The sequence below is a fragment of the Bartonella sp. AA23NXGY genome, from assembly GCF_042197165.1.
In the GTDB taxonomy this organism is placed as follows: Bacteria; Pseudomonadota; Alphaproteobacteria; order Rhizobiales; family Rhizobiaceae; genus Bartonella.
In genome coordinates, this window is the sequence record NZ_JBHIRO010000009.1 from 26354 (window position 1) to 47604 (window position 21251).

A 21251-nucleotide genomic window follows, 5' to 3' on the forward strand; every position below is an offset into this window, starting at 1 on the left:
CTCTTACCTCATTACAATACAACTGATAAACCCTTCCACTTCATATTACAAAAAATTATTTCCGCTCATAAACAACAAAACGTGTCGGATGACTATCTTTATCCCCTTTTGGAATATCTTGTGTTTGCACAATAGTCCACTTTTCTTTATCAAAAACAGGAAAAAAACTATCACCTTCTATAGAAGCTAAAACTTCTGTAAGGAATATTTTATCAGCCATATGCAACCCTTGTTGAAAAATTTCACCACCACCAATAATAAAAATTTCCTCTACATCATTTTGAGAAGCAACATTTGTTGCAAGAGAACAAGCTTGCGATAAAGAGTGAGCAACAACAGCCCCTTCAGCACAAAAGGTACAATCACGTGTAATAACGATATTTGTACGCCCTAGTAAAGGTCTCCCAATAGAATCCCAAGTTTTTCGCCCCATAACAATGGGCTTACCCAATGTCAAAGCTTTAAAGCGTTGCAAATCCGTTGATAAATGCCACGGCATTACACCTTCACGACCGATAACACCATTTTCTGCAACAGCAGCAATTAAACAAATGGAAATCGTCATATTGCTACCGGCGCTTTAATATGGGGTTGTGCTTCATAATTAAGCAACTCAAAATCCTCAAATTGAAAAGAAAAAAGATCTGTTACCGCTGGATTTATGCGCATACATGGCAAAGCATTTGGTCTACGAGACAATTGATATTTTGCCTGTTCAAAATGATTAGAATAAAGATGAGCATCTCCCAGAGTATGAATAAAATCGCCTACTTTAAGACCGCTTACTTGCGCAATCATCATCGTTAGCAATGCGTAGGATGCAATATTGAATGGAACACCTAAGAAAATATCCGCCGAACGCTGATAAAGTTGACAAGATAATTTCCCCTCCGCAATATAAAATTGAAAAAGACAATGACACGGAGGCAACGCCATTTCCTCTATTAATGCAGGATTCCAAGCTGATACAATCAAGCGACGAGAATCTGGCGTTTCCTTAATCATTGTTAAAAGATTGTTAATTTGATCAATATGGCGTCCATCAGGAGCAGGCCAAGAACGCCACTGATAACCATAAACAGGACCAAGATTTCCCTTTTCATCAGCCCACTCGTCCCAAATTGACACACCATGCTCTTTCAACCAAGCGATATTTGTATCGCCTTTAAGAAACCACAAAAGTTCATAAATAATTGAACGTAAGTGTAGTTTCTTTGTTGTCAACAACGGAAATCCTGCTTGTAAATCAAAGCGCATCTGATACCCAAAGATAGATCGCGTTCCAACACCCGTTCGATCTGTCCGATCAATACCCTGATTTAAAACATGAGATAAAAGAGCAAGATATGATTTCATGAGGGTATTATGTCCGATTCTTCTTATTATAGAAAATAAAAACTGTAAAATCCGTACAAACATAATTCAAATCTTTTTCCAAAAACATCTTACACAAGAAATTATCATGATCTGACTAAATTTTTGATGCAAAAGATAAAATACTATAGACAGCTTCTAAAAAAATGACATAAATGAACAAAGATGGATGAACATCAAATAAAGGGATCGACTATGGAAAAACAAGAAGCTTTAAAACCACATGATACAAGAAAACGTATCTGGGCTATCGTGTCCAGTGCATCAGGTAATCTAGTAGAATGGTATGACTTTTATGTTTATTCCTTTACATCTATTTATTTTGCATCACAATTCTTTCCCTCAGATGGCAATGACGTTACGCAACTTTTAAAAGCGGCGGGTGTTTTTGCTATTGGTTTTCTTATGCGCCCAATCGGCGGATGGCTTTTTGGCTTCATTGCCGATCGTTACGGACGCAAACGCTCAATGCTTATCTCTGTTTTTATGATGTGTGGTGGTTCGTTCTTAATCGCCCTACTTCCTACCTATGAAACCATTGGAATGGCAGCAGGAATTCTTTTACTTTTACTCAGAATGCTTCAGGGGCTTTCTGTCGGTGGTGAATATGGTACAACAGCAACTTATATGAGCGAAATCGCCCTCAAAAATCGCCGCGGATTTTTTAGCTCTTTCCAATATACCACACTGATTGGAGGTCAACTTCTAGCCAGTCTCGTTATATTCATTTTAGCGCTTTATCTCACCGAAGATCAGCTAAAAGCGTGGGGCTGGCGTATTCCATTTGCCATTGGTGGATGCGGCGCAATTGTTGCGATTTATCTACGCCGCACACTCCATGAGACAACGACCAAAGAAAGTCGTTCTAGTGCACAAGCTGGTAGTATTAGGGGACTTCTGAGCAACCACCGAAAAGCTTTCTTTCTGGTTATTGGCTTTACAGCTGGAGGATCGCTCACATTCTACACCTATACGACTTACATGCAGAAATATCTGATCACAACCACTGGCTTTGATAAACATACAGCCACAACAATCATGACAGCTGCACTCTTTGTTTTCATGTTACTCCAACCCCTCTTTGGTGCTCTTGCAGATAAAATTGGAACAAGAACTTCACTCCTTATTTGGAGTGTCTTATCTATTATCTTTACCATTCCTGGACTTAATATGATTGGTAGTACTGATAGTACATGGATTGCTTTATCAGTCATTACTGGAATGCTCTGCATTATGAGCTTTTATACATCTATCTCTGGCATTGTAAAATCAGAAATGTTTCCTGCTTCAGTACGAGCAATAGGAGTTGGGCTCTCTTATGCTATTGCCAACGCACTGTTTGGCGGTTCTGCTGAATATGTCGCACTTGGATTAAAAGATCTTGGATATGAATCTGTCTTCTATTTTTATATAACCGGCATGATGATTATTGCATTCATTGCTGTTCTCTTAATGCCAGATGCTCGCAAAAAAGGGTATTTACAAGGAGACGATATTCATTAACCTTTAATGTTAACAAACAAGGATTTTAACAAAAAAGCCCAGAGTACTGGGCTTTTTTATATTCTTTCCGATAGAAGTTTAAAGCTCACAATTTTTTATCCCTTCAAACACTCTAAAGAAGCAATGTTCCCTCCTGCACACGCCGCTTATAAAAATAAATGGCTTCATATTATTATGTAATAAATACTTCTTTAGCTGAATTTAATTCACTGAAGATAAAAAACGTTTGATTTATTTTAATATTCCCATGCCCACTCAAAATCGAAGAAAAGTGATTATCTTTCAAGATAATTTTATCAATAATAAAGATTACACTCATGATTTTGTTTAATACGTTCTTAATAGTACCCCCTCATGCAAAACAAATTCTTTCATGAAAATAGAAAATACCATTATATTATGAATTCGCACACTTTTTTGAGAAACATTTCTCAATGCACCCAACTCCATTTCACAACGACACCCGTGAATGACATAACGTAAAAGCCCCGTAAAATATAAACATGAACATTACTCTCTTTACACTTAATAAAAGTGCAAGCCGCTATCATTATACTTTTGACGAACTCTTAATATTGTACTCCCCCTTAACACTTAAGCTCATTCATAAAAAGTATTTTAACAGATACACCAACCTCGCATGAAATAGTCAATAACATCATTTTACGAAACAACATCAAGCATATAAACTAAAGAGTATCATATCTTCATAAACACTCTGCATATGCAAATAATTCACAATCAAACAAAAAATAATATTTCCTTAAGGATAGTAAAAAGCGTATGATTTACGCAATGTAACAACACCATGAGCCCAAAACACCACTGATAGCTCTAGAAAAAATCTTTATGTTTCCCTAAAAAATTATCATGATACAATGGCGTTTTTATAATGCACATCGTAAATAGCTTTAAAAAGAAGAAAAGTTATAAATCTAAAAGGGGAATACTTCATGAATAATCAAACAACTTTAGATCCACATGATACAAGGAAACGTATTTTTGCTATCATATCCAGCGCATCAGGAAATCTGGTAGAATGGTACGACTTTTATGCTTACTCCTTTGCATCGGTTTATTTTGCATCACAATTTTTTCCTGAAGATGAAGATATTGTTACACAACTGTTAAAAACGGCAGGAATCTTTTTTATTGGCTTTCTTATGCGTCCAATTGGAGCATGGCTCTTTGGATACATTGCGGATCGTTATGGACGTAAACGCTCAATGCTTATTTCTGTTTTTATGATGTGTGGTGGCTCTTTTCTCATTGCCATACTTCCCACTTATAAAACCTTGGGAATAACAGCAGCATTTCTTCTCCTTTTAGTCCGTATGTTTCAAGGGCTTTCCGTTGGCGGTGAATATGGTACAGCAGCAACGTATATGAGTGAAGTTGCGCCCAAAAATCGTCGTGGTCTCTTTGCTTCTTTTCAATATGCAACAACGATCTCAGGTCAACTTCTGGCAAGTTTTATAATATTTATTTTAGCCATTTACCTTAACGAGGATCAGTTAAAAGCATGGGGATGGCGTATTCCCTTTGTCATTGGTGGCTTTGGAGCAATCGTTGCAATTTATCTGCGTAGCTTGCTTCATGAAACAACAACCCTCAAAAGCCGCTCTGAACAACACGCTGGTAGTCTTAAAGAACTTTTTCGTAATCATAAAAAAGCTTTCTTTTTGGTTGTTGGCTTTACAGCTGGTGGATCTCTCACATTTTATACATACACCACTTATATGCAAAAATATCTGATCACAACCACTGGTTTTGATAAACAAACCGCAACAACGATAATGACTGCCGCCCTCTTTGTTTTTGTGCTACTCCAACCCCTTTTTGGTTCCCTAGCCGATAAAATTGGAGCAAGAGCTTCACTCATTAGTTGGGGGGCATTATCCATTATCTGCACCATTCCTGTACTTAAAATGATCGGTAATGCCCATAATCCATGGACAGCACTCTTAATTATTATTGGAATACTCTGTGTTATGAGTTTTTATACGTCCATTGCTGGTATCATAAAAGCAGAATTGTTCCCTGCTTCAATCCGAGCAATTGGTGTTGGATTTGCTTTTGCCATTGGCAACGCACTCTTTGGCGGTTCTGCTGAATATGTAGCGCTTGGATTAAAAAATATGGGATACGAATCTGTTTTCTTTTTTTACATCGTTGGTATGATGGTCATTGCACTCATTTCTATTCTTCTTATGCCCGATATAGATAAAGGAGGATATCTCGATAAAGACGATAGACTTCATTAAACTTATTTTCTGGATAAAAAAGCCCAAGAAATTGGGCTTTTTTTGATCCCCTCTCCACCCTAGTAAAGAACGAAAAGCTCGCCCCGCATTCGTCTTACAAACAACTCAGTTTCTCTTAAATTGTCTATAGTTACTGCCCTCTTTATGTAATTTACTTGATAAGATTCTATGGGCAGCCCTACCCTAAATATTTATCACGATATCTAAAAAACACCTCATACGGAAAACCTTATCTGAGGCTTACCTCACCCTCCTAAATGATGATGTGTTATGATACAATAAGATAAGTGAGGACACAAAATCCCCTTTTACATTATTTAAGCTTTATGAAATATTTTCAGTTTTGGGGCTTTCTGCTCATAAAGACCATCTCTTCTATGATCTTCCGGTATGATGCCAATATTGCATTCTTATCATAAAGTTTAAAGGTATCTTGATCTACTTTTCAATGTTCTCTCCCTTTAAATGCAACGTGATAACTTTTTATTCTATAACACAAGTAAAAATCTTAAAACGAATGACAACATAACTCTAATAAATCATCTTAAAGAGTTTCCCTAAGAAATTGTTATAATACCATTGAATTTTTCTGGAAATCATAAACAATTATGTTTAGAAAATATGAACTATAAATCCAAAAGGGGAACAATTCATGAAAAATGAAACAACTTCAGCATCACAGGATGCAAGAAAACGTGTTTTTGCTATTATAGCAAGCGCATCAGGAAATCTCGTAGAATGGTATGATTTTTACGTGTACTCATTTGCATCAATTTATTTTGCATCACAATTCTTTCCCTCCGATGGTGATACGATTACGCCACTGTTAAAAACCGCAGGTGTGTTTTTTATTGGCTTTCTTATGCGCCCTATTGGAGCTTGGTTTTTAGGGTTTGTCGCCGATCGTTATGGACGTAAACGCTCGATGCTTATATCCATTTTTATGATGTGTGGTGGCTCTTTTTTCATCGCCATACTTCCCACCTATGAAACCTTAGGAGTAACATCAGCAATCCTTTTACTTTTAGCTCGGATGATGCAAGGACTTTCAGCAGGTGGTGAATATGGTACAGCAGCCACTTATATGAGCGAAGTTGCCCTCAAAAAACATCGTGGGCTTTTTGCTTCTTTCCAATCAGCTACCCTTATTACAGGTCAACTTCTTGCCAGCTTCATTATATTTATTCTAGCATCTTATCTCTCTGAAGATCAGTTAAAAGCATGGGGATGGCGCATTCCTTTTGTGATTGGTGGTTTCGGGGCAGTGATTGCGATTTATCTGCGTCGTTCTCTCCACGAAACAACCACGAAAGAAAGCCGCTCTCACAAACACTCTGGCAGTCTTAAGGAACTTCTCACCAAGCATACAAAAGCCGTTGTCGTAATTGCATGCTTTGCATCAGGAGGATCACTCACATTTTACACCTTTACGACTTATATGCAAAAATATCTGATCACAACCACCGGCTTTGATAAACATACCGCAACAACGATTATGACAGCTGTACTATTTATTTTCATCCTATTCCAACCCATAGCTGGTATCATAGCCGATAAAATTGGAACAAAAACTTTACTTATCATTTGGAGTATACTCTCTGTCATCTTTACATTTCCTGGACTCTGGATAATCGGTAATACGCATAGTATATGGGTTGCCTTTTCCGTCATTATTGGCTTGCTCTTCATTATGAGCATGTATACATCCATCTCTGGTGTCGTCAAATCAGCAATGTTTCCCTCTTCAATACGCGCATTAGGCGTTAGCATCTCTCATGCCATTGGCAACGCCTTATTTGGTGGTTCTGCTGAATACGTTGCGCTTGGATTAAAAAAGTACGGTCATGAATCACTCTTTTATTTTTATATAACCGTCGTGATGATCATGGCATTCATTGCTCTTCTCTTTGTCCCGAGTATGCGTAAAGGAGGCTACCTCCAAGAGGATGAAAAACATTAACCCTTTTTATCAACGAAAAAGCCCAAGAAATTGGGCTTTTTTTATCATTATCACAAATTTAATATTGTTTAAATTTTATGAAGTGCATTAAGGTGCTTAGCAACTAGATAATAAAAAGTCACACGACTTTTTCTACGCTCTCCAGACATCATCTCAGCCACTTTTGAAACAGCCATTTTAGCACTCTTCTCATCGGCTTCTAAAACATCTTGAACCCATTTTTCAACACGTTCTAACTCTTTTGGATCCGATGTAGCAACAAGCGCTGCATCCTGCTTTTTCATCACTAAAGCTAAACGACGGCTAAGTCGTTCTACTGCTGCTTCATCGGGATTTGAATCATATAGTTTAATATCTGCTAAATTATTTGTCATTTTGCATCATCTCCTCTCCAAAAATGAGCGGACTATACTTTACAGCCGCATCATATAGCTCCATAAATAATTAGAGGATTAAAAATATTAACAACCCCCCCTTTTCCTAAGACTGTTCTTCATCTATATTTAGAGGGCTGGTTTACCAGCTATGGTAATAAATGGACGGTGAAATAAACCTATTGGACCCGGGGGCGGTACCCGGCGCCTCCACCAAAATATAAGAAACCAAAATTATATTTTGGTGGGGGCGAAATAGGATCGACAAGGGTGTAAAGATCGCTCTTTTACTCGGCATTGTACCACCGTTATCGGGCTAAATGAGTAGTTGCAAATGACAACTATGCGGAAGCACGTCTCGCCGCTTAAGGTGGTGTGAATGTTTCAATTTAAGTCTTAAACCGTCGCAGGTTTAAGCGGGGTTCGGAGGCACCTGGCAACAGAAGCCTTCACTTTTTTAAATGTTGTTGATTGATCTTTCAGACATTATCAGACATTATTTACCATAGAGTTTCGTATTTATTCGATTTATTGAGGTGCATCGTAGAAAAAATCTGCTAATTTAAAATATATTCTGTCACACAATATCAATACGCCCCATTCTGCTACGTGAAATAAAAGGAATAAACTTCGATGGTTAAAGATCAAATCCGTTACGATATTCTCGTTCAGGATGCGCTTCGTGGAGTTATCCGTAAAGTTTTATCGGAAGTTGCCAAAGCAGGTCTTCCGGGAAATCATCATTTTTTTATAACTTTTTTGACAAATGCCCCAGGCGTTAAAATTTCTCCTCGGCTAAAAAATCGCTATCCCGAGCAAATGACTATCGTCTTGCAACATCAATTTAGAGATCTCAGTGTTTCAGAAACAGCTTTCGAAGTAACTCTCTCTTTCAGGGAAATAACCGAAAAGCTCGTGATTCCTTTTACTTCCATTCAGGTCTTTTACGATCCTGTAGCAGCATTTGAAGCAGCATTTGATCTGCCCTCAAATCTGACCTCTGGAGAAAGTGAAAATTCAGAAAATACCTCAACGACGCCTATTACCTTATCAAACAAACAAAAAAAAGAAAATACGCTTACAAAAGAACAAAATCTCAGTACAAATAAAGAACCTTCAAATAACGATGCAAAACAAAATCAAAGTGCTGATGTTGTCTCTTTAGATTCCTTTCGGAAAAAATAATTTTTCTCATGACTGAATTGATTAATCTTCGCCAATTTCGAAAACAAAAAAAACGTACAGAAAAATCTCTTTGTGCTGAGCAAAATCGTTATCGTTTTGGACGAACAAAAACTGAAAAAAATTTTGAGCAGCAAAAATCTTTAAAAATGCAAAAATTTCTTGATCAAAATCGTTTGCGAAACGACGAATAAAGGTGGAAAAATGCACGAAAATAATTCTATCGATTGGTCAAAAGTCATTCCACGAAAGATATCTGTTCGCGTTGATGGACACGCAACAAGCGTCTCTTTAGAACCACCATTTTTAGATATTCTAAAAGATATAGCCCGCAAAAAAGGACAATCTTTAGCCTTTATTATTACCGATATTGATAGCAAAAGACCACAACAAGTAAATCTTTCGGCTTCGTTACGCGTTTATGCCCTTCAAAGCGTTCTCACCCAACGCCTTTAATGTTTGTGCTTATTTTTTACGTTCTCTTTCTGTCTGTTCAACTGAAACTGTTGTGACTTTTTAAGAGAAGTTTTTTTTAATCTAGAACTTCAATAAAAAAAAGACTACAAAAGAGAGATAATGAGTAATTTTTCTGATCATACCATACCTTTCTTTGAAGAAGATTCCCCTCCAGACCATGATAAGAAGAGCTCTGGTTTTTTCTCCCATACTCTAAAAGAACAAAAATCATATAACACAGACTATTTAGAACAACTCAATCCAGAACAGCAACAAGCTGTTATGAATACTGAGGGACCTCTTTTAGTTCTTGCAGGTGCTGGTACAGGAAAAACACGCGTTTTAACAACCCGTATTTCTCACATTTTACGCTCTGGACTTGCCTCTCCTCAGCAAATACTTGCTGTCACTTTCACCAACAAAGCAGCACGTGAAATGAAAATACGTATTGGTGAACTTATTGGAGAAGTTGTTGAAGGTATGCCTTGGCTTGGAACCTTTCATTCCACTGGAGCTAAAATTTTACGCCGTCACGCAGAGCTTGTTGATTTAAAAAGAAACTTTACAATTCTCGATAGCGATGATGTTCTTCGACTTTTAAAACAACTTATTCAAGCTGAAGGATTAGACGATAAGCGTTGGCCCGCACGAAACCTTGCCATGATGATTGATTCTTGGAAAAATCAAGGACTCTCACCAACACATATCTCAAAAAGTGATGCTCATTCCTTTGGTAATGGCATGGGACGTGAACTTTATCACAGTTATCAAAATCGATTAAAAGATCTTAATGCTTGTGATTTTGGTGACCTTCTACTTCATTCTATCTCTATCTTCCAACATAATCCAGATATCCTTCGCGAATATCATTCTCAATTTCGTTATATTCTCGTCGATGAATATCAGGATACAAATACAGCACAATATCTTTGGCTTCGCCTTTTGGCCCAACATCCTCAAGGTCAACATGTTAATCTTTGTTGTGTTGGCGATGATGATCAATCCATTTATGGATGGCGTGGTGCAAAAGTCGAAAACATATTACGTTTTGAAAAAGATTTTCCTTCTGCTAAAATTATTCGTCTAGAACGCAATTATCGCTCAACATCTCATATTCTCAAAACCGCCTCCCATCTCATTGCGCATAATGAAGAAAGACTGGGAAAAGTCCTTTTTTCTGCTCAAATAAAGAGCGAGGAAGAAAAGGTAAAAATTCATTCAGCATGGGATTCGGCAGAAGAAGCACGAGCAATTGGAGAAGAAATCGAACGCGCACAACAAACCGGTCATGCATTAAATCATATGGCTATATTGGTACGCGCATCATTTCAAATGCGTGAATTTGAAGATCGCTTTGTAACGCTTGGCCTTAATTATCGCGTTATTGGTGGTCCTCGTTTTTATGAGCGGATGGAAATACGTGATGCCATGGCTTATTTACGCGTTGTTGTCCAACCCACTGATGATTTAGCTTTTGAGCGTGTTATTAATACACCGAAACGCGGCATAGGAGATGCAACCCTGCGCATTCTTTATGAGAGTGCACGTGCACGTGCTGTTCCTCTCTTTTCTGCTGCCGCTGACATCATTGAAACAGATGAATTAAAGCCTAAGGCACGCAGTGCGTTACGAAGCCTCATTGAAAACTTCCGCCGCTGGCAAAATATGCTTCAAGACACTCCTCATAGAGAACTTGCCGAGATCGTCCTTGATGATTCTGGTTATACAACCATGTGGTTAGAAGATCGTTCACCAGAGGCTCCTACAAGACTAGAAAATCTTAAAGAAATGATTCGTTCCATGGAACAATTTGAAAATCTTCAAAGTTTTTTGGAACATGTTGCACTCGTTATGGAAACGGAAAATAATGAAAATATGGATGCAGTCAACATCATGACACTTCATTCAGCCAAAGGGCTTGAATTTGAAACAATTTTTCTTCCAGGTTGGGAAGAAGGACTCTTTCCCCACCAGCGCTCATTAGATGAAGGTGGACGTTCAGGATTAGAAGAAGAACGGCGTCTTGCTTACGTAGGTCTAACAAGAGCAAAAAAACATTTGCATATATGGTTTGTATCGAATCGAAGAATTCATGGACTTTGGCAACCTGCTCTTCCCTCCCGTTTTCTAGATGAATTACCAGCAGAACATATAGAAGTTGTAGAAATGGAAACATCCTATGGTGGTTATGGAAAATCTTCCTTTCAATATCACGATTCTTTTTATAATGACTATGCAACACCAAGACAAAAGCGTGCACAAAAAAACAAGAATATTGAAGGAAAAATTATCACGCAATCAATCTCTCATACACCATCAGATTTTTCTGTCAATGATCGGATTTTTCACATAAAATTTGGTTATGGTTATATTATAGCAATAGACGATCGTAAATTGACAATAATGTTCGAAAAAGCCGGAGAAAAGCGTGTACTAGATAATTTTGTAAACAAAGCTTAATTACAAGCAAACCATGATCCGTTTTTCCAAGAGATCATTTTGTTTTATTCTGACTATCATTTCCATTTGCGAACAAAGGCTTCAATGGGCAAATTTTGCATATCAGGCAATGCGTCGTGAATTTTATTAAGTGGCCAATCCCACCAAGCCATATCTAAAAGGCATTCTATCACATGATTGGGAAAACGCATCCGCAATCGCTTAGCAGGCACCCCAACGACAATCGTATAAGGCATAACATCTTTTGTTATAACAGCGTTCGCGCCAATGATAGCGCCATGACCAATTGTCACCCCAGGCATAATAACCGCACCATGTCCAATCCACACATCATGCCCAATAATAACACGTTTTGCACAACGCCTTTCACGAAAACCACTATCTAATGCCATATAACGAAAATATTCGTTTGGACGATAGGTTATTTTATGCGTTGAAACGCGCTCCATAGGATGCTCCAACGCATTCATCCGTACATGAGATGCAATAGAACAAAAACGCCCAATATCGCTATAAATAGCCTCACTATTACGCTCTAAATAAGAAAAATCTCCAACGGTTACATCCCGTAAAATCACCCGCTCATTAATTTCCACATAGCGCCCTAATTTACAACCATGCAGCCGCGCTGTCGTATGGATACGAGGTTCACTTTCATGAAATCGAAGATCTTTCTCAATATTCATACATCTTTCACCAATGTTTTATCAATAGATATGGAAAGACATACCAATCAAGCCAATAAAATCAACCATGAAACAAACATTGCAAAACAAACCTGCCGATGTTACAATTTCTCGATCTATCTAAGAGAGTCAAACTATGAAAAATGTAATACGCATCTTGGGGCTGACAATCATATTTCTTGCAGGTGTTTTTATTTATGATACGCTGACAAATAAGCCTTTAGGTGATAACTTTACTCTCACTGATTCTAATGGAAAAAATATTACTGAGGCTGATGTTCGAAGCAAGCCTTCAATAATTTTTTTCGGCTTCACTATGTGTCCTGAAAGCTGCCCTATCACACTGATGAATCTTGATCGATGGCTTACAGCCCTTGGGCCTGAAGCTGATAAATTAGGTATATGGTTTGTGACTGTTGATCCTGAACGTGATACACCAAAAGTACTCCATGATTATCTCAGTAATTTTAACAATAAAATTGTTGGCATCAGCGGAGATCCTGAAAAAGTTCATAAAATGGTCAATTCTTTCAACATCGTTGCTGAAAAAGTCCCTGAAACAGATGGAAACTATACATATAACCATACAGCAGCAATTTTTTTACTCAAAAAAGGTGGAAAATTAGCTGGCGTTATCCGTTATGACACGAAAGAAAGCGATAGCGAATTAAAAGATGAAATCGCCATTGAACGGTTAAAAAAACTCATCTTAAACTAAAAAAACCGATCAAAAGAAAGAACAGCATGTCGCAACAAATTCGCCTCTATTATACTGCTTCTAGAAATGAAGCAGAACGGTTCTATACCCTTATAGAAACAGCCTTTGACGAAGAAGGGTATCCTCTTGCTCTTACAGAGATAGATGAACAAAATGCTGTATATGAGCTTTCTCTATATGTCGATCAAGACAATCAAGAGAACGCATTGAAACGTTTTGCTCAAATCCTTTCTATAGATTTTGATAATATTAATATGGAAGTTTTACCCAACATTGATTGGGTACAAAAAAGCCTAGAAGGACTAAAACCTGTGCAAGCCGGTCCTTTTTTCCTTCATGGAAGTCACAACCGAAACGCCATTCCAGCAAATGTTCTCCCTATTGAAATTGAAGCAAATCAAGCCTTTGGAACAGGACATCATGGGACAACAGCTGGTTGTTTGGAAATGATTGCCAAAGTCATGAAACACGAAAATCCACAAAATGCCCTTGATCTTGGAACTGGTAGTGGAGTCTTAGCCATTGGCATAGCAATGCTCAAGCCCATTAGTATTCTCGCCTCCGATATTGATCCTATTGCTATTCAAGTTGCACAACATAATATCGAGCTTAATGGCGTAAAAGAGTATATTACAGCTGTTACAGCAACAAGTTTTACCCATGAACACATTGCAACACGTGCGCCTTTTGATCTCATTGTTGCCAATATCCTTGCTAATCCGCTTATTGAACTTGCGCAAGAAATGGTAAAAGCCCTTAAAAAAGGGGGATCACTTATACTCTCTGGAATTCTTGAAGAGCAACACGCCTACGTTTTAGATACTTATATAAAACAAGGACTCAAGCATATCGAAACATACCACCGTCAAGGATGGGTAACGATACATCTGAAATAAAATAAAAGGACGTTGTTATGTATCAATCTTTTGAGGCAACAACAAATCCCACGCATGCTGCAAAACGCATTGCCTCCCTTCGTAAAGAACTTGATCGCCTTGGGCTCGATGGTTTTCTTGTTCCACGGTGCGATGAACATCAAGGAGAGTACGTCCCTCCTCATGCTCAACGCCTTAGCTGGTTAACCGGCTTTACTGGATCAGCTGGAATTGCACTGATTTTAAAAAACAAAGCCATCATATTTACAGATGGGCGATATAAGCTCCAAGTTCGCCAACAAACTGATCCTGATATTTTTAATTATGAAGATCTCATAACTTGTCCTCCCTCACAATGGCTTGAAAAAAATGGTCAAAAACTTTCTATTGGCTTTGATCCATGGCTCCACACGATTGCTGCCACCGATGCATTGAGAAACGCATTAGAAATGAAAGCAGGTGGAAAACTTGTAGAAGTTCAACATAATCCCATTGATTTGCTCTGGCATAATCAACCAAAATTACCACAATCTGCCTTATCAATTCACCCTCTCAAATATGCTGGGTGCGATACAGATGAAAAACTCGCTTTGATTTACAAAGATATACAGCAAACTCATGCAAATGCTTTTATTTTTACAGACCCCTCTTCCATTGCATGGACATTCAATATACGGGGCAATGATGTTTCCAACACGCCTTTTTCCCTTTGTTTTGCTCTCATTCCACTTAACGAAACACCAGCTTTATTCATTGACCGCAAAAAACTTGGTGGAGAACAGAAACAATATCTAGAACGTTATGCAAAATTATATGAACCAGAACAGCTTATTCCCAAGATCAAAGAGTATATTCAAAAAGGGACAGTGTTTGCCTTAGATCCACAGCTAACATGCGAAAAATTACGAACTGTTATTGAAGAAAAAAATAGCTCTTTTATCACACTTACCGATCCTGCTGCTCTACCACGTGCCATAAAAAATGACACAGAACTCAATGGCACACGCAAAGCACACCTACGCGATGGTGTTGCCCTAACCCGTTTTTTTTCTTGGTTAGATAAACAAATACCAGGGTCAATAAGTGAAATTTCTGCTGCTCAAAAATTAGAAGAATTTCGCATAAATACAGCAAAAGAAATGGGAGAAAAACTTAAAGATCTTTCTTTTGATACAATTTCAGCAGCAGGAGAAAATGGTGCCATTATTCATTATCGTGTAACAACGCAAACAAATAAACAACTCAAAGCCGGTGAACTTTACCTCGTTGATTCAGGTGGACAATATCGTGATGGCACGACTGATGTCACACGCACCGTAGCAATTGGGAATATTGGAGAAGAAGAAAAACGCTGTTTTACGCTTGTCCTCAAAGGCATGATTGCTCTTTCAACTATCAGATTTCCAAAAGGCACACGAGGACAAGACCTTGATGCTCTTGCACGCATTGCATTGTGGAAAGCTGGTTTTGATTATGCTCATGGCACTGGTCATGGTGTTGGATCTTATCTTTCTGTCCATGAAGGACCGCAAAATATTTCTCGCAAAGGGTGCCAAGAACTCATCTCCGGTATGATTCTTTCAAACGAGCCAGGCTATTACCGCGAAGGCGCTTTTGGTATCCGTCTTGAAAATTTGATGATTGTGAAGCCAGCACAAAAAATTGATGGCGGAGATATAGAAATGCTCTCGTTCGAAACACTTACAAATTGCCCCATTGATCGACGGTTAATCCTTCCAGAGCTTTTGACACAAGAAGAACGACAATGGCTCAATGATTACCATGCGCGCGTTTATCAGATGAATGCACCTTACTTAAATGAAGAAGATAAAAAATGGGCAAAAGAAGCAACAATGCCCCTTTAAATGAAGCAACCTATAACTTTTACTCTTTCTACAAAACACAGGATTTTCTCTTTTTAAGGGAAAAATATGTATCTGCGTCAGGAAATATGAAAAATATTTCTACAAGATACTTCAAGTTTTTTGCTGGTATGGTAAACGCTAACCTAGGTGAAGCAAGATGAGATACACCTATACGTGGTAATACTTATCTTGGCGATCTCCATCCAGACATTATTATATCCCTATTTCCTTTATATGGAAACTTTCGTTATATTTTGTAATTTTCCGCGTTATATTTCTATTACGTCATTATAATTGGTTTATTACGGCATTTTGGATTAAATTATACATATTTATTTACAATTTTTACCTTGCTTCACAATGATAATTTATAAATTTTACTAATAATAACCTTGTATATTCTTCATCATAATAGTTTAAGTTTAATATTTAAGCTCAACGTTAATTATTTTAAATAACGTAATAAATATTAAAATATATGGCGCTCTGTTTTTGCAAAAAACAGCCACTATTATCCCTCTTTTTGATTTCATCCCCCAAAAAATGTAAGAGAGATAATCATACAAACAGCATACGATCTTCTAGAAAACATCCTCTAAACATTATGTTTCTCAATCAGCTGTAGCCAAGCCTCTTCATCGATAACCTCAACACCTAATTCCTCAGCTTTAGCCAATTTGGAGCCCGCTCCAAGTCCTGCAACAAGAAGATCTGTTTTTTTAGAAAGTGAACCAGATGTTTTAGCCCCCAATCGCTCTGCCAATGCTTTTGCTTCATCACGTGACATATGCGCCAAAGTTCCTGTAAAAACAATAATCTTATCCGCTATTGGTGAAGAATCTGCTATGATAGGCTCCTCATCAAGAGGAGTTACTTCTTCAAGCAAAACAGATAAAATCTCACGGTTATGCTCTTCTTGATAAAAATCAACAATTGCGCTCCCTACCTGTGGTCCAATTCCTTCGATATTGGTAAGCTCTATCCAAGCCTCATTTCCTTCTTCATTTTCCTTATCACATGGCATAAATGCTTCCATAGCCGCAGTCTCAAAAGCTGTATAATTTTTATAAGCACGTGCAAGGCGGCGTGCATTCACTTCGCCAACATGACGAATCCCCAATGCAAACAAAAAACGGCTCAAAGGAATTTCTCGGCGCGCATTAATGGCATCATACAATTTCCGCACTGAAACAGTACCAAAACCTTCCATATTTTCCAAACGTATCAAAGATTTTTCTTGGCGCCGTTGTAACGTAAAAATATCGGCTGGTGTATGAATACAAAGCGCTTCATCTTGAACATGGAAAAAAAACTCTACCTGTTTTTTACCCAAGCCTTCAATATCAAAAGCATTGCGTGAAACAAAATGACGAATACGTTCAATTGCTTGTGCAGGACAAATAAGCCCCCCTGTACAGCGACGCACGGCTTCTCCCACTTCACGAACAGCATGACTCCCACAAGCTGGGCACAAATGAGGAAAAATAAAAACAGCAGCATCTTTCGGGCGTTTTTCAATGATAACATCAATAACTTGAGGGATCACATCACCAGCACGTTGTACAATCACGCTATCACCTACACGGATATCACGTCCTTCACGAATGGGCTCTCCTTTATGACCAATTCCCTTAATATAATCCTCATTATGCAAACTAGCATTGGTCACCACCACTCCACCAACAGTAATAGGCGTAAGACGTGCAACAGGTGTCAAAGCTCCCGTGCGACCAACTTGAATGTCAATATCTTCCAAAAGCGCTATCGCTTTTTCTGCTGGAAATTTATGGGCGATAGCCCAACGCGGCGAACGAGAAACAAACCCCAAACGCTTTTGGAGCATCAAATCATTAACCTTATAAACAATACCATCAATATCATAGCTTAAAGAATGACGGCATTCTTCGATATCGTGATAATACGAAATAATTTCTTTTACTGTCTTAAAGACTTTTGTTAATGGATTGATAACAAAGCCATATTCTTTTAGCTTTTTCATCATCTCCATTTGACTTTCTGCCAATATTTCACTCACCTCACCACAAGCATAAGCAAAAAATTGAAGTTTTCTGCTAGCGGTTATCCGTGAATCAAGCTGACGGAGTGAACCAGCCGCCGCATTTCGAGGATTGGCAAAGGTTAACTTGCCCTTCTCTTGTTGGTTGATATTCAGTGCTTGGAAATCTTCCCGCCCCATATAAACTTCACCACGCACCTCAATGATATCAGGAAAATCACCTTGCAAAACTTGTGGGATATCAGCAATTGTTCGGGCATTTGCCGTCACATTTTCACCGACAGTTCCATCCCCACGCGTTGCCGCACGCACAAGCCGCCCCTTTTGGTAGCGCAAAGACAAAGATAAACCATCAATTTTGGGCTCCGCTGTTATTTCCAACACTTGTGTTTCTGGAAGACGTAAAAAACGACGAATACGCTCAATAAATTCAGTAACATCTTCAGAGCTAAACGCATTATCAAGTGAAAGCATAGGCTGTGCATGAACAGATTTTTCAAATTTTTCAGAAATTGGTGCTCCAATTTTATGTGAAGGAGAATCAATACGTATAAGCTCTGGAAAAAGAGCTTCAATTTCTGCATTACGACGACGTAAAGCATCATATTCTGCATCAGAAATTTCAGGCTGATCATCACGATTATAAAGCACATCATGACGTGCAATCTCTTTTGCCAACCACTCTAATTCACGTTCTGCTTCAACAGCTGTGAGATTTTTATATGCATCTTTGTTCATAAAATCTATTCCACATTACAAGCGCTGCCACAAGGGCCTCCCACGCCTCCTCATCAAGTGAATCTCAATAAATATAAGCTTTCTAGTATTTTTATCGCTGACTAATTACCTTTATGCTAGAAGCTTTTGAGCCGCTGCACGCGCTTCTTCAGTAATCTGTTCTCCAGCCAACATACGGGCAATTTCTTCTGCACGCTCATGTTCTTTCATTTTATGAATCGCAGTAACAAAGCGTCCTTTATCATGACTCTCAATTTTTGAAATAAGAAAATGACCATGCGCTTTCGATGCAACCTGTGGAGCATGCGTAATAGCAAAAACTTGGACATGTTCTGATAAGCGTTGCAACCGATGCCCAATAGCCGCTGCAACAGCCCCCCCAACGCCTGTGTCAATTTCATCAAAAATCAGCGTCGGTGCTGATCCTCGATCAGATAAAACAACTTTTAATGCCAGCAAAAAACGAGATAATTCACCGCCAGAAGCCACACTAAGCATCGGCCCAGCACGTGTTCCAGGATTTGTTCGCACCCAATATTCAATACGATCACATCCCTCTGCACTCCGCTTTTCCATATCACTTTGCATTTCAACAATAAATTCAGCCCTCTCTAACTTCAATGCCGGCAACTCAGCCATAACACTTTCAGATAAATGCTTTGCTGTCTCCCGACGCTTTATTGTTAAGGCTTGCGCCAATGTATCATAATTTTTCTTTGCCTGCTCTGCCTCATCTTCAAAACGTGTCAATATGGTCTGAGCCTCTTCAAAGTCAGCCAGTTCAGCATCCATTTTATCGCGTAACTGAACCAATTCATCCGCAGAAACTTGATATTTACGAGCAAAACCCCGAAGAGCAAAAAGACGCTCTTCTATCCGTTCCAATTCATCAGGTTCAAAATCTAATGCTCGTATTGCCGTCTCAATACCTTCTTGTGCTGTTGCAAGTGCATGCAATGCCTCATCAATAGATTTCACCACTGGTGCAATAAGTTCTTGCGCCTCAGGAATTTTCCGCTCCAAACGCCTCACCAAATTAGAAAGCACTGGGATTGGTGATTTTTGACCTGTTAAAAGATCATCCGCTTCTTTAATATCTGTCGCTATTTTTTCTAATTTAAGCATATCAGCACGACGAAGAGAAAGAGCTTCCTCTTCACCAACTTTAAAATCAAGCTTTTCAAGCTCTTCTACACACGCACGAAGATAATCAACCTCCCGTACAGCACTCTCTACTTTAAGACGCTGCCGTTGCAAACGCTCCTCAAATTCACGCCATGTGTGATAACACTGACGCAAATTTTCCACTTCATCTTCAAGACCACCAAAGGCATCTAATAATTGGCGATGTGTAGCAACATCAACAAGCGCACGATCATCATGTTGTCCATGGATTTCAACCAGCAAACGGCCAACACTCCGCATCAATGCAACACTAGACACCTGATCATTGATAAAAACACGGCTACGTCCATCACTTGATTGCACACGTCGTAAAATAATATCACCCTCATCATCAAGACCATTCTCACGAATAAGTTGACGTGCAGGATGTGAAACAGACACATCAAAAACAGCTGTGACCTGCCCGCGGTCAGCCCCATGACGCACAAGCGAAGCATCACCCCGCCCCCCTAGAGCAAGTGATAAAGCATCAAGGAGAATAGACTTCCCCGCACCCGTTTCTCCAGTTAAAACCGTCAACCCCGCTGTAAAATGAATATCGAGCGTTTCGATCAAAACAATATTATGAATCGAAAGCTGTACCAACATAGAGAATCAACGTACCCTCTTCTTGTCACCACCTAAAGCATTTGAGATCCAAGAAGATTTATGCTCACGTGGTGATATTTTATTCTTCTGCAAGAGATTATAAGAAAATTTATACCACTCACTTTTGGGATAATTACGTCCTAAAATAGCTGCTGCCGTCTGTGCTTCCGCCGTTAAGCCGAGAGCAAGATTAACCTCAGTCAAGCGGAAAAGTGCTTCTTCAATTTGATTTGTATCAGAATACTCTTCAACTACGGTACGAAACCGTCTACTTGCCGCAAGATAGCGCCGCCCCTCTTCATAATAACGGCCAATCTGCATTTCTTTACCAGCCAGTTGTTCGCGACCAAAACGGATTTTATCCTTAGCATCCTTGACATACTCAGAATTAGGATAACGCTCTATAAGAAGCTGCATAGCAGCAATAGCACGTTTCGTGTCACGTTGATCACGCGTAACATCAGGAATCCGACGGAAAGAAGAAAGACCAATAATATAGTATGCATAAGCCGAGTCAGTCGACCCTGGATAAAGAGTAATATAGCGTTGAGCCATACTAATTGAATCATCATACTTTCCGAGTCGATAATTAGTAAAAGCACCCATGACCAAAGATTTACGTCCCCAGTCTGTATAAGCGTACTGTTTTTCAATCTTCAAAAACTTCTTCGATGCATCCCCAAGCCGCCCACTTTCAAGGCTAGCAAGCGCCTGATTATATAAAACATCTGGTGGCTCTATTTTCAAAACATAAGCAGATGGATCAAGGGTATTTTTCTCTTTAAAGAGGCATCCCGCTAACATACAGGTGCTTCCCAAAAGCACCACCCCCAATATCTTGCGTACAATGTTAGATTTTCTATATGTCATATTTCCAATGCACACATGAGATTTTTTCATAGTTTTTCCGGCCTCCACAGAATATCACCTTGTAGCAAAAACAATTTATCAAAGGTTTATACCATATCACTTTAAAATCCACATAACCAATTTAGCAGTTTAGGTC

17 protein-coding genes and 1 other RNA gene are annotated in these 21251 nt (G+C 38.7%); 11 read left to right on the top strand and 7 right to left on the bottom strand.

Annotation, left to right across the window (positions count from 1 at the left end; translation table 11 throughout):
* Positions 1 to 55 precede the first annotated feature (55 nt).
* Positions 56 to 565, bottom strand: a complete 510-nt coding sequence (locus tag ACFINY_RS06080; RefSeq protein ID WP_375612018.1) for a dihydrofolate reductase — start codon at positions 563 to 565, stop codon at positions 56 to 58.
* Positions 562 to 1356, bottom strand: a complete 795-nt coding sequence (locus ACFINY_RS06085; RefSeq protein ID WP_375612017.1) for a thymidylate synthase — start codon at positions 1354 to 1356, stop codon at positions 562 to 564. The genes ACFINY_RS06080 and ACFINY_RS06085 overlap by 4 nt, the downstream gene beginning before the upstream one ends.
* A gap of 213 nt (positions 1357 to 1569) precedes the next feature.
* Here ACFINY_RS06085 and ACFINY_RS06090 point away from each other — a divergent pair, with 213 nt between their 5' ends.
* The 3 genes from ACFINY_RS06090 to ACFINY_RS06100 all read left to right on the top strand — a co-directional run bounded on the left by ACFINY_RS06090 (position 1570) and on the right by ACFINY_RS06100 (position 7101).
* Positions 1570 to 2877: an MFS family transporter gene (locus tag ACFINY_RS06090; protein ID WP_375612016.1), complete on the top strand. Its 1308-nt coding sequence runs from the start codon at positions 1570 to 1572 to the stop codon at positions 2875 to 2877.
* Positions 2878 to 3830: 953 nt separating this feature from the next.
* Positions 3831 to 5141: an MFS family transporter gene (locus ACFINY_RS06095; protein WP_375612015.1), complete on the top strand. Its 1311-nt coding sequence runs from the start codon at positions 3831 to 3833 to the stop codon at positions 5139 to 5141.
* Between the two features lie 652 nt (positions 5142 to 5793).
* A complete protein-coding gene (locus ACFINY_RS06100) occupies positions 5794 to 7101 on the top strand; it encodes an MFS transporter (RefSeq protein WP_375612014.1) in 1308 nt (435 codons plus the stop codon).
* A 68-nt stretch (positions 7102 to 7169) separates the two neighbouring features.
* Here the strand turns inward: ACFINY_RS06100 and ACFINY_RS06105 are convergent, their stop codons facing one another.
* Positions 7170 to 7475, bottom strand: coding sequence for a DUF2853 family protein (locus ACFINY_RS06105; RefSeq protein ID WP_375612013.1), 306 nt, complete (start codon positions 7473 to 7475; stop codon positions 7170 to 7172).
* Between the two features lie 97 nt (positions 7476 to 7572).
* Here ACFINY_RS06105 and ssrA point away from each other — a divergent pair.
* The 5 genes from ssrA (at position 7573) to ACFINY_RS06130 (ending at position 11573) form a co-directional block, all read left to right on the top strand.
* Positions 7573 to 7929: a transfer-messenger RNA gene (ssrA, locus tag ACFINY_RS06110) on the top strand.
* Between the two features lie 179 nt (positions 7930 to 8108).
* Entirely contained in the window at positions 8109 to 8660 is a 552-nt protein-coding gene (locus tag ACFINY_RS06115; protein WP_375612012.1) for an SspB family protein, read from the top strand.
* An 8-nt stretch (positions 8661 to 8668) separates the two neighbouring features.
* Positions 8669 to 8851 (top strand): DUF4169 family protein, encoded by a 183-nt coding sequence (locus tag ACFINY_RS06120; protein WP_375612011.1) that lies wholly within the window; start codon positions 8669 to 8671, stop codon positions 8849 to 8851.
* 10 nt (positions 8852 to 8861) lie between these two features.
* The gene (locus ACFINY_RS06125; protein WP_273788067.1) at positions 8862 to 9113 is read left to right on the top strand and encodes a ribbon-helix-helix domain-containing protein; all 252 of its coding nucleotides are present in this window, start codon (positions 8862 to 8864) and stop codon (positions 9111 to 9113) included.
* A gap of 120 nt (positions 9114 to 9233) precedes the next feature.
* Positions 9234 to 11573 (top strand): ATP-dependent helicase, encoded by a 2340-nt coding sequence (locus ACFINY_RS06130; protein ID WP_375683076.1) that lies wholly within the window; start codon positions 9234 to 9236, stop codon positions 11571 to 11573.
* A gap of 56 nt (positions 11574 to 11629) precedes the next feature.
* Here the strand turns inward: ACFINY_RS06130 and ACFINY_RS06135 are convergent, their stop codons facing one another.
* Entirely contained in the window at positions 11630 to 12259 is a 630-nt protein-coding gene (locus ACFINY_RS06135) for a DapH/DapD/GlmU-related protein (RefSeq protein ID WP_375668342.1), read from the bottom strand.
* Positions 12260 to 12395: 136 nt separating this feature from the next.
* Between ACFINY_RS06135 and ACFINY_RS06140 the strand changes: the two genes are divergently transcribed.
* From ACFINY_RS06140 to ACFINY_RS06150, 3 genes are read left to right on the top strand one after another with little or no spacing between them, the layout of a single operon-like run.
* Positions 12396 to 12977: an SCO family protein gene (locus ACFINY_RS06140; RefSeq protein WP_375700930.1), complete on the top strand. Its 582-nt coding sequence runs from the start codon at positions 12396 to 12398 to the stop codon at positions 12975 to 12977.
* A gap of 26 nt (positions 12978 to 13003) precedes the next feature.
* Positions 13004 to 13873: a 50S ribosomal protein L11 methyltransferase gene (locus tag ACFINY_RS06145; protein ID WP_375700931.1), complete on the top strand. Its 870-nt coding sequence runs from the start codon at positions 13004 to 13006 to the stop codon at positions 13871 to 13873.
* A gap of 17 nt (positions 13874 to 13890) precedes the next feature.
* Entirely contained in the window at positions 13891 to 15717 is a 1827-nt protein-coding gene (locus ACFINY_RS06150; protein WP_375700932.1) for an aminopeptidase P family protein, read from the top strand.
* Positions 15718 to 16312: 595 nt separating this feature from the next.
* Here ACFINY_RS06150 and ligA read toward each other — a convergent pair.
* The 3 genes from ligA to ACFINY_RS06165 all read right to left on the bottom strand — a co-directional run bounded on the left by ligA (position 16313) and on the right by ACFINY_RS06165 (position 21145).
* Positions 16313 to 18472 (bottom strand): NAD-dependent DNA ligase LigA, encoded by a 2160-nt coding sequence (gene ligA, locus ACFINY_RS06155; RefSeq protein WP_375612005.1) that lies wholly within the window; start codon positions 18470 to 18472, stop codon positions 16313 to 16315.
* Between the two features lie 111 nt (positions 18473 to 18583).
* On the bottom strand, positions 18584 to 20245 hold the full coding sequence (recN, locus tag ACFINY_RS06160) for a DNA repair protein RecN (protein WP_375612004.1): 1662 nt from the start codon (positions 20243 to 20245) through the stop codon (positions 18584 to 18586).
* Between the two features lie 6 nt (positions 20246 to 20251).
* Positions 20252 to 21145: an outer membrane protein assembly factor BamD gene (locus ACFINY_RS06165; RefSeq protein WP_375612003.1), complete on the bottom strand. Its 894-nt coding sequence runs from the start codon at positions 21143 to 21145 to the stop codon at positions 20252 to 20254.
* Between the last annotated feature and the right edge of the window lie 106 nt (positions 21146 to 21251).

Coding starts and splice junctions, on each gene's coding strand:
- recN (WP_375612004.1), bottom strand. CDS start 20,245: ATGTTGGTACAGCTTTCGATTCATAATATTGTTTTGATCGAAACGCTC.
- ACFINY_RS06080 (WP_375612018.1), bottom strand. CDS start 565: ATGACGATTTCCATTTGTTTAATTGCTGCTGTTGCAGAAAATGGTGTT.
- ACFINY_RS06090 (WP_375612016.1), top strand. CDS start 1,570: ATGGAAAAACAAGAAGCTTTAAAACCACATGATACAAGAAAACGTATC.
- ACFINY_RS06125 (WP_273788067.1), top strand. CDS start 8,862: ATGCACGAAAATAATTCTATCGATTGGTCAAAAGTCATTCCACGAAAG.
- ACFINY_RS06140 (WP_375700930.1), top strand. CDS start 12,396: ATGAAAAATGTAATACGCATCTTGGGGCTGACAATCATATTTCTTGCA.
- ACFINY_RS06130 (WP_375683076.1), top strand. CDS start 9,234: ATGAGTAATTTTTCTGATCATACCATACCTTTCTTTGAAGAAGATTCC.
- ACFINY_RS06145 (WP_375700931.1), top strand. CDS start 13,004: ATGTCGCAACAAATTCGCCTCTATTATACTGCTTCTAGAAATGAAGCA.
- ligA (WP_375612005.1), bottom strand. CDS start 18,472: ATGAACAAAGATGCATATAAAAATCTCACAGCTGTTGAAGCAGAACGT.
- ACFINY_RS06120 (WP_375612011.1), top strand. CDS start 8,669: ATGACTGAATTGATTAATCTTCGCCAATTTCGAAAACAAAAAAAACGT.
- ACFINY_RS06085 (WP_375612017.1), bottom strand. CDS start 1,356: ATGAAATCATATCTTGCTCTTTTATCTCATGTTTTAAATCAGGGTATT.
- ACFINY_RS06165 (WP_375612003.1), bottom strand. CDS start 21,145: ATGAAAAAATCTCATGTGTGCATTGGAAATATGACATATAGAAAATCT.
- ACFINY_RS06115 (WP_375612012.1), top strand. CDS start 8,109: ATGGTTAAAGATCAAATCCGTTACGATATTCTCGTTCAGGATGCGCTT.
- ACFINY_RS06135 (WP_375668342.1), bottom strand. CDS start 12,259: ATGAATATTGAGAAAGATCTTCGATTTCATGAAAGTGAACCTCGTATC.
- ACFINY_RS06095 (WP_375612015.1), top strand. CDS start 3,831: ATGAATAATCAAACAACTTTAGATCCACATGATACAAGGAAACGTATT.
- ACFINY_RS06105 (WP_375612013.1), bottom strand. CDS start 7,475: ATGACAAATAATTTAGCAGATATTAAACTATATGATTCAAATCCCGAT.
- ACFINY_RS06150 (WP_375700932.1), top strand. CDS start 13,891: ATGTATCAATCTTTTGAGGCAACAACAAATCCCACGCATGCTGCAAAA.
- ACFINY_RS06100 (WP_375612014.1), top strand. CDS start 5,794: ATGAAAAATGAAACAACTTCAGCATCACAGGATGCAAGAAAACGTGTT.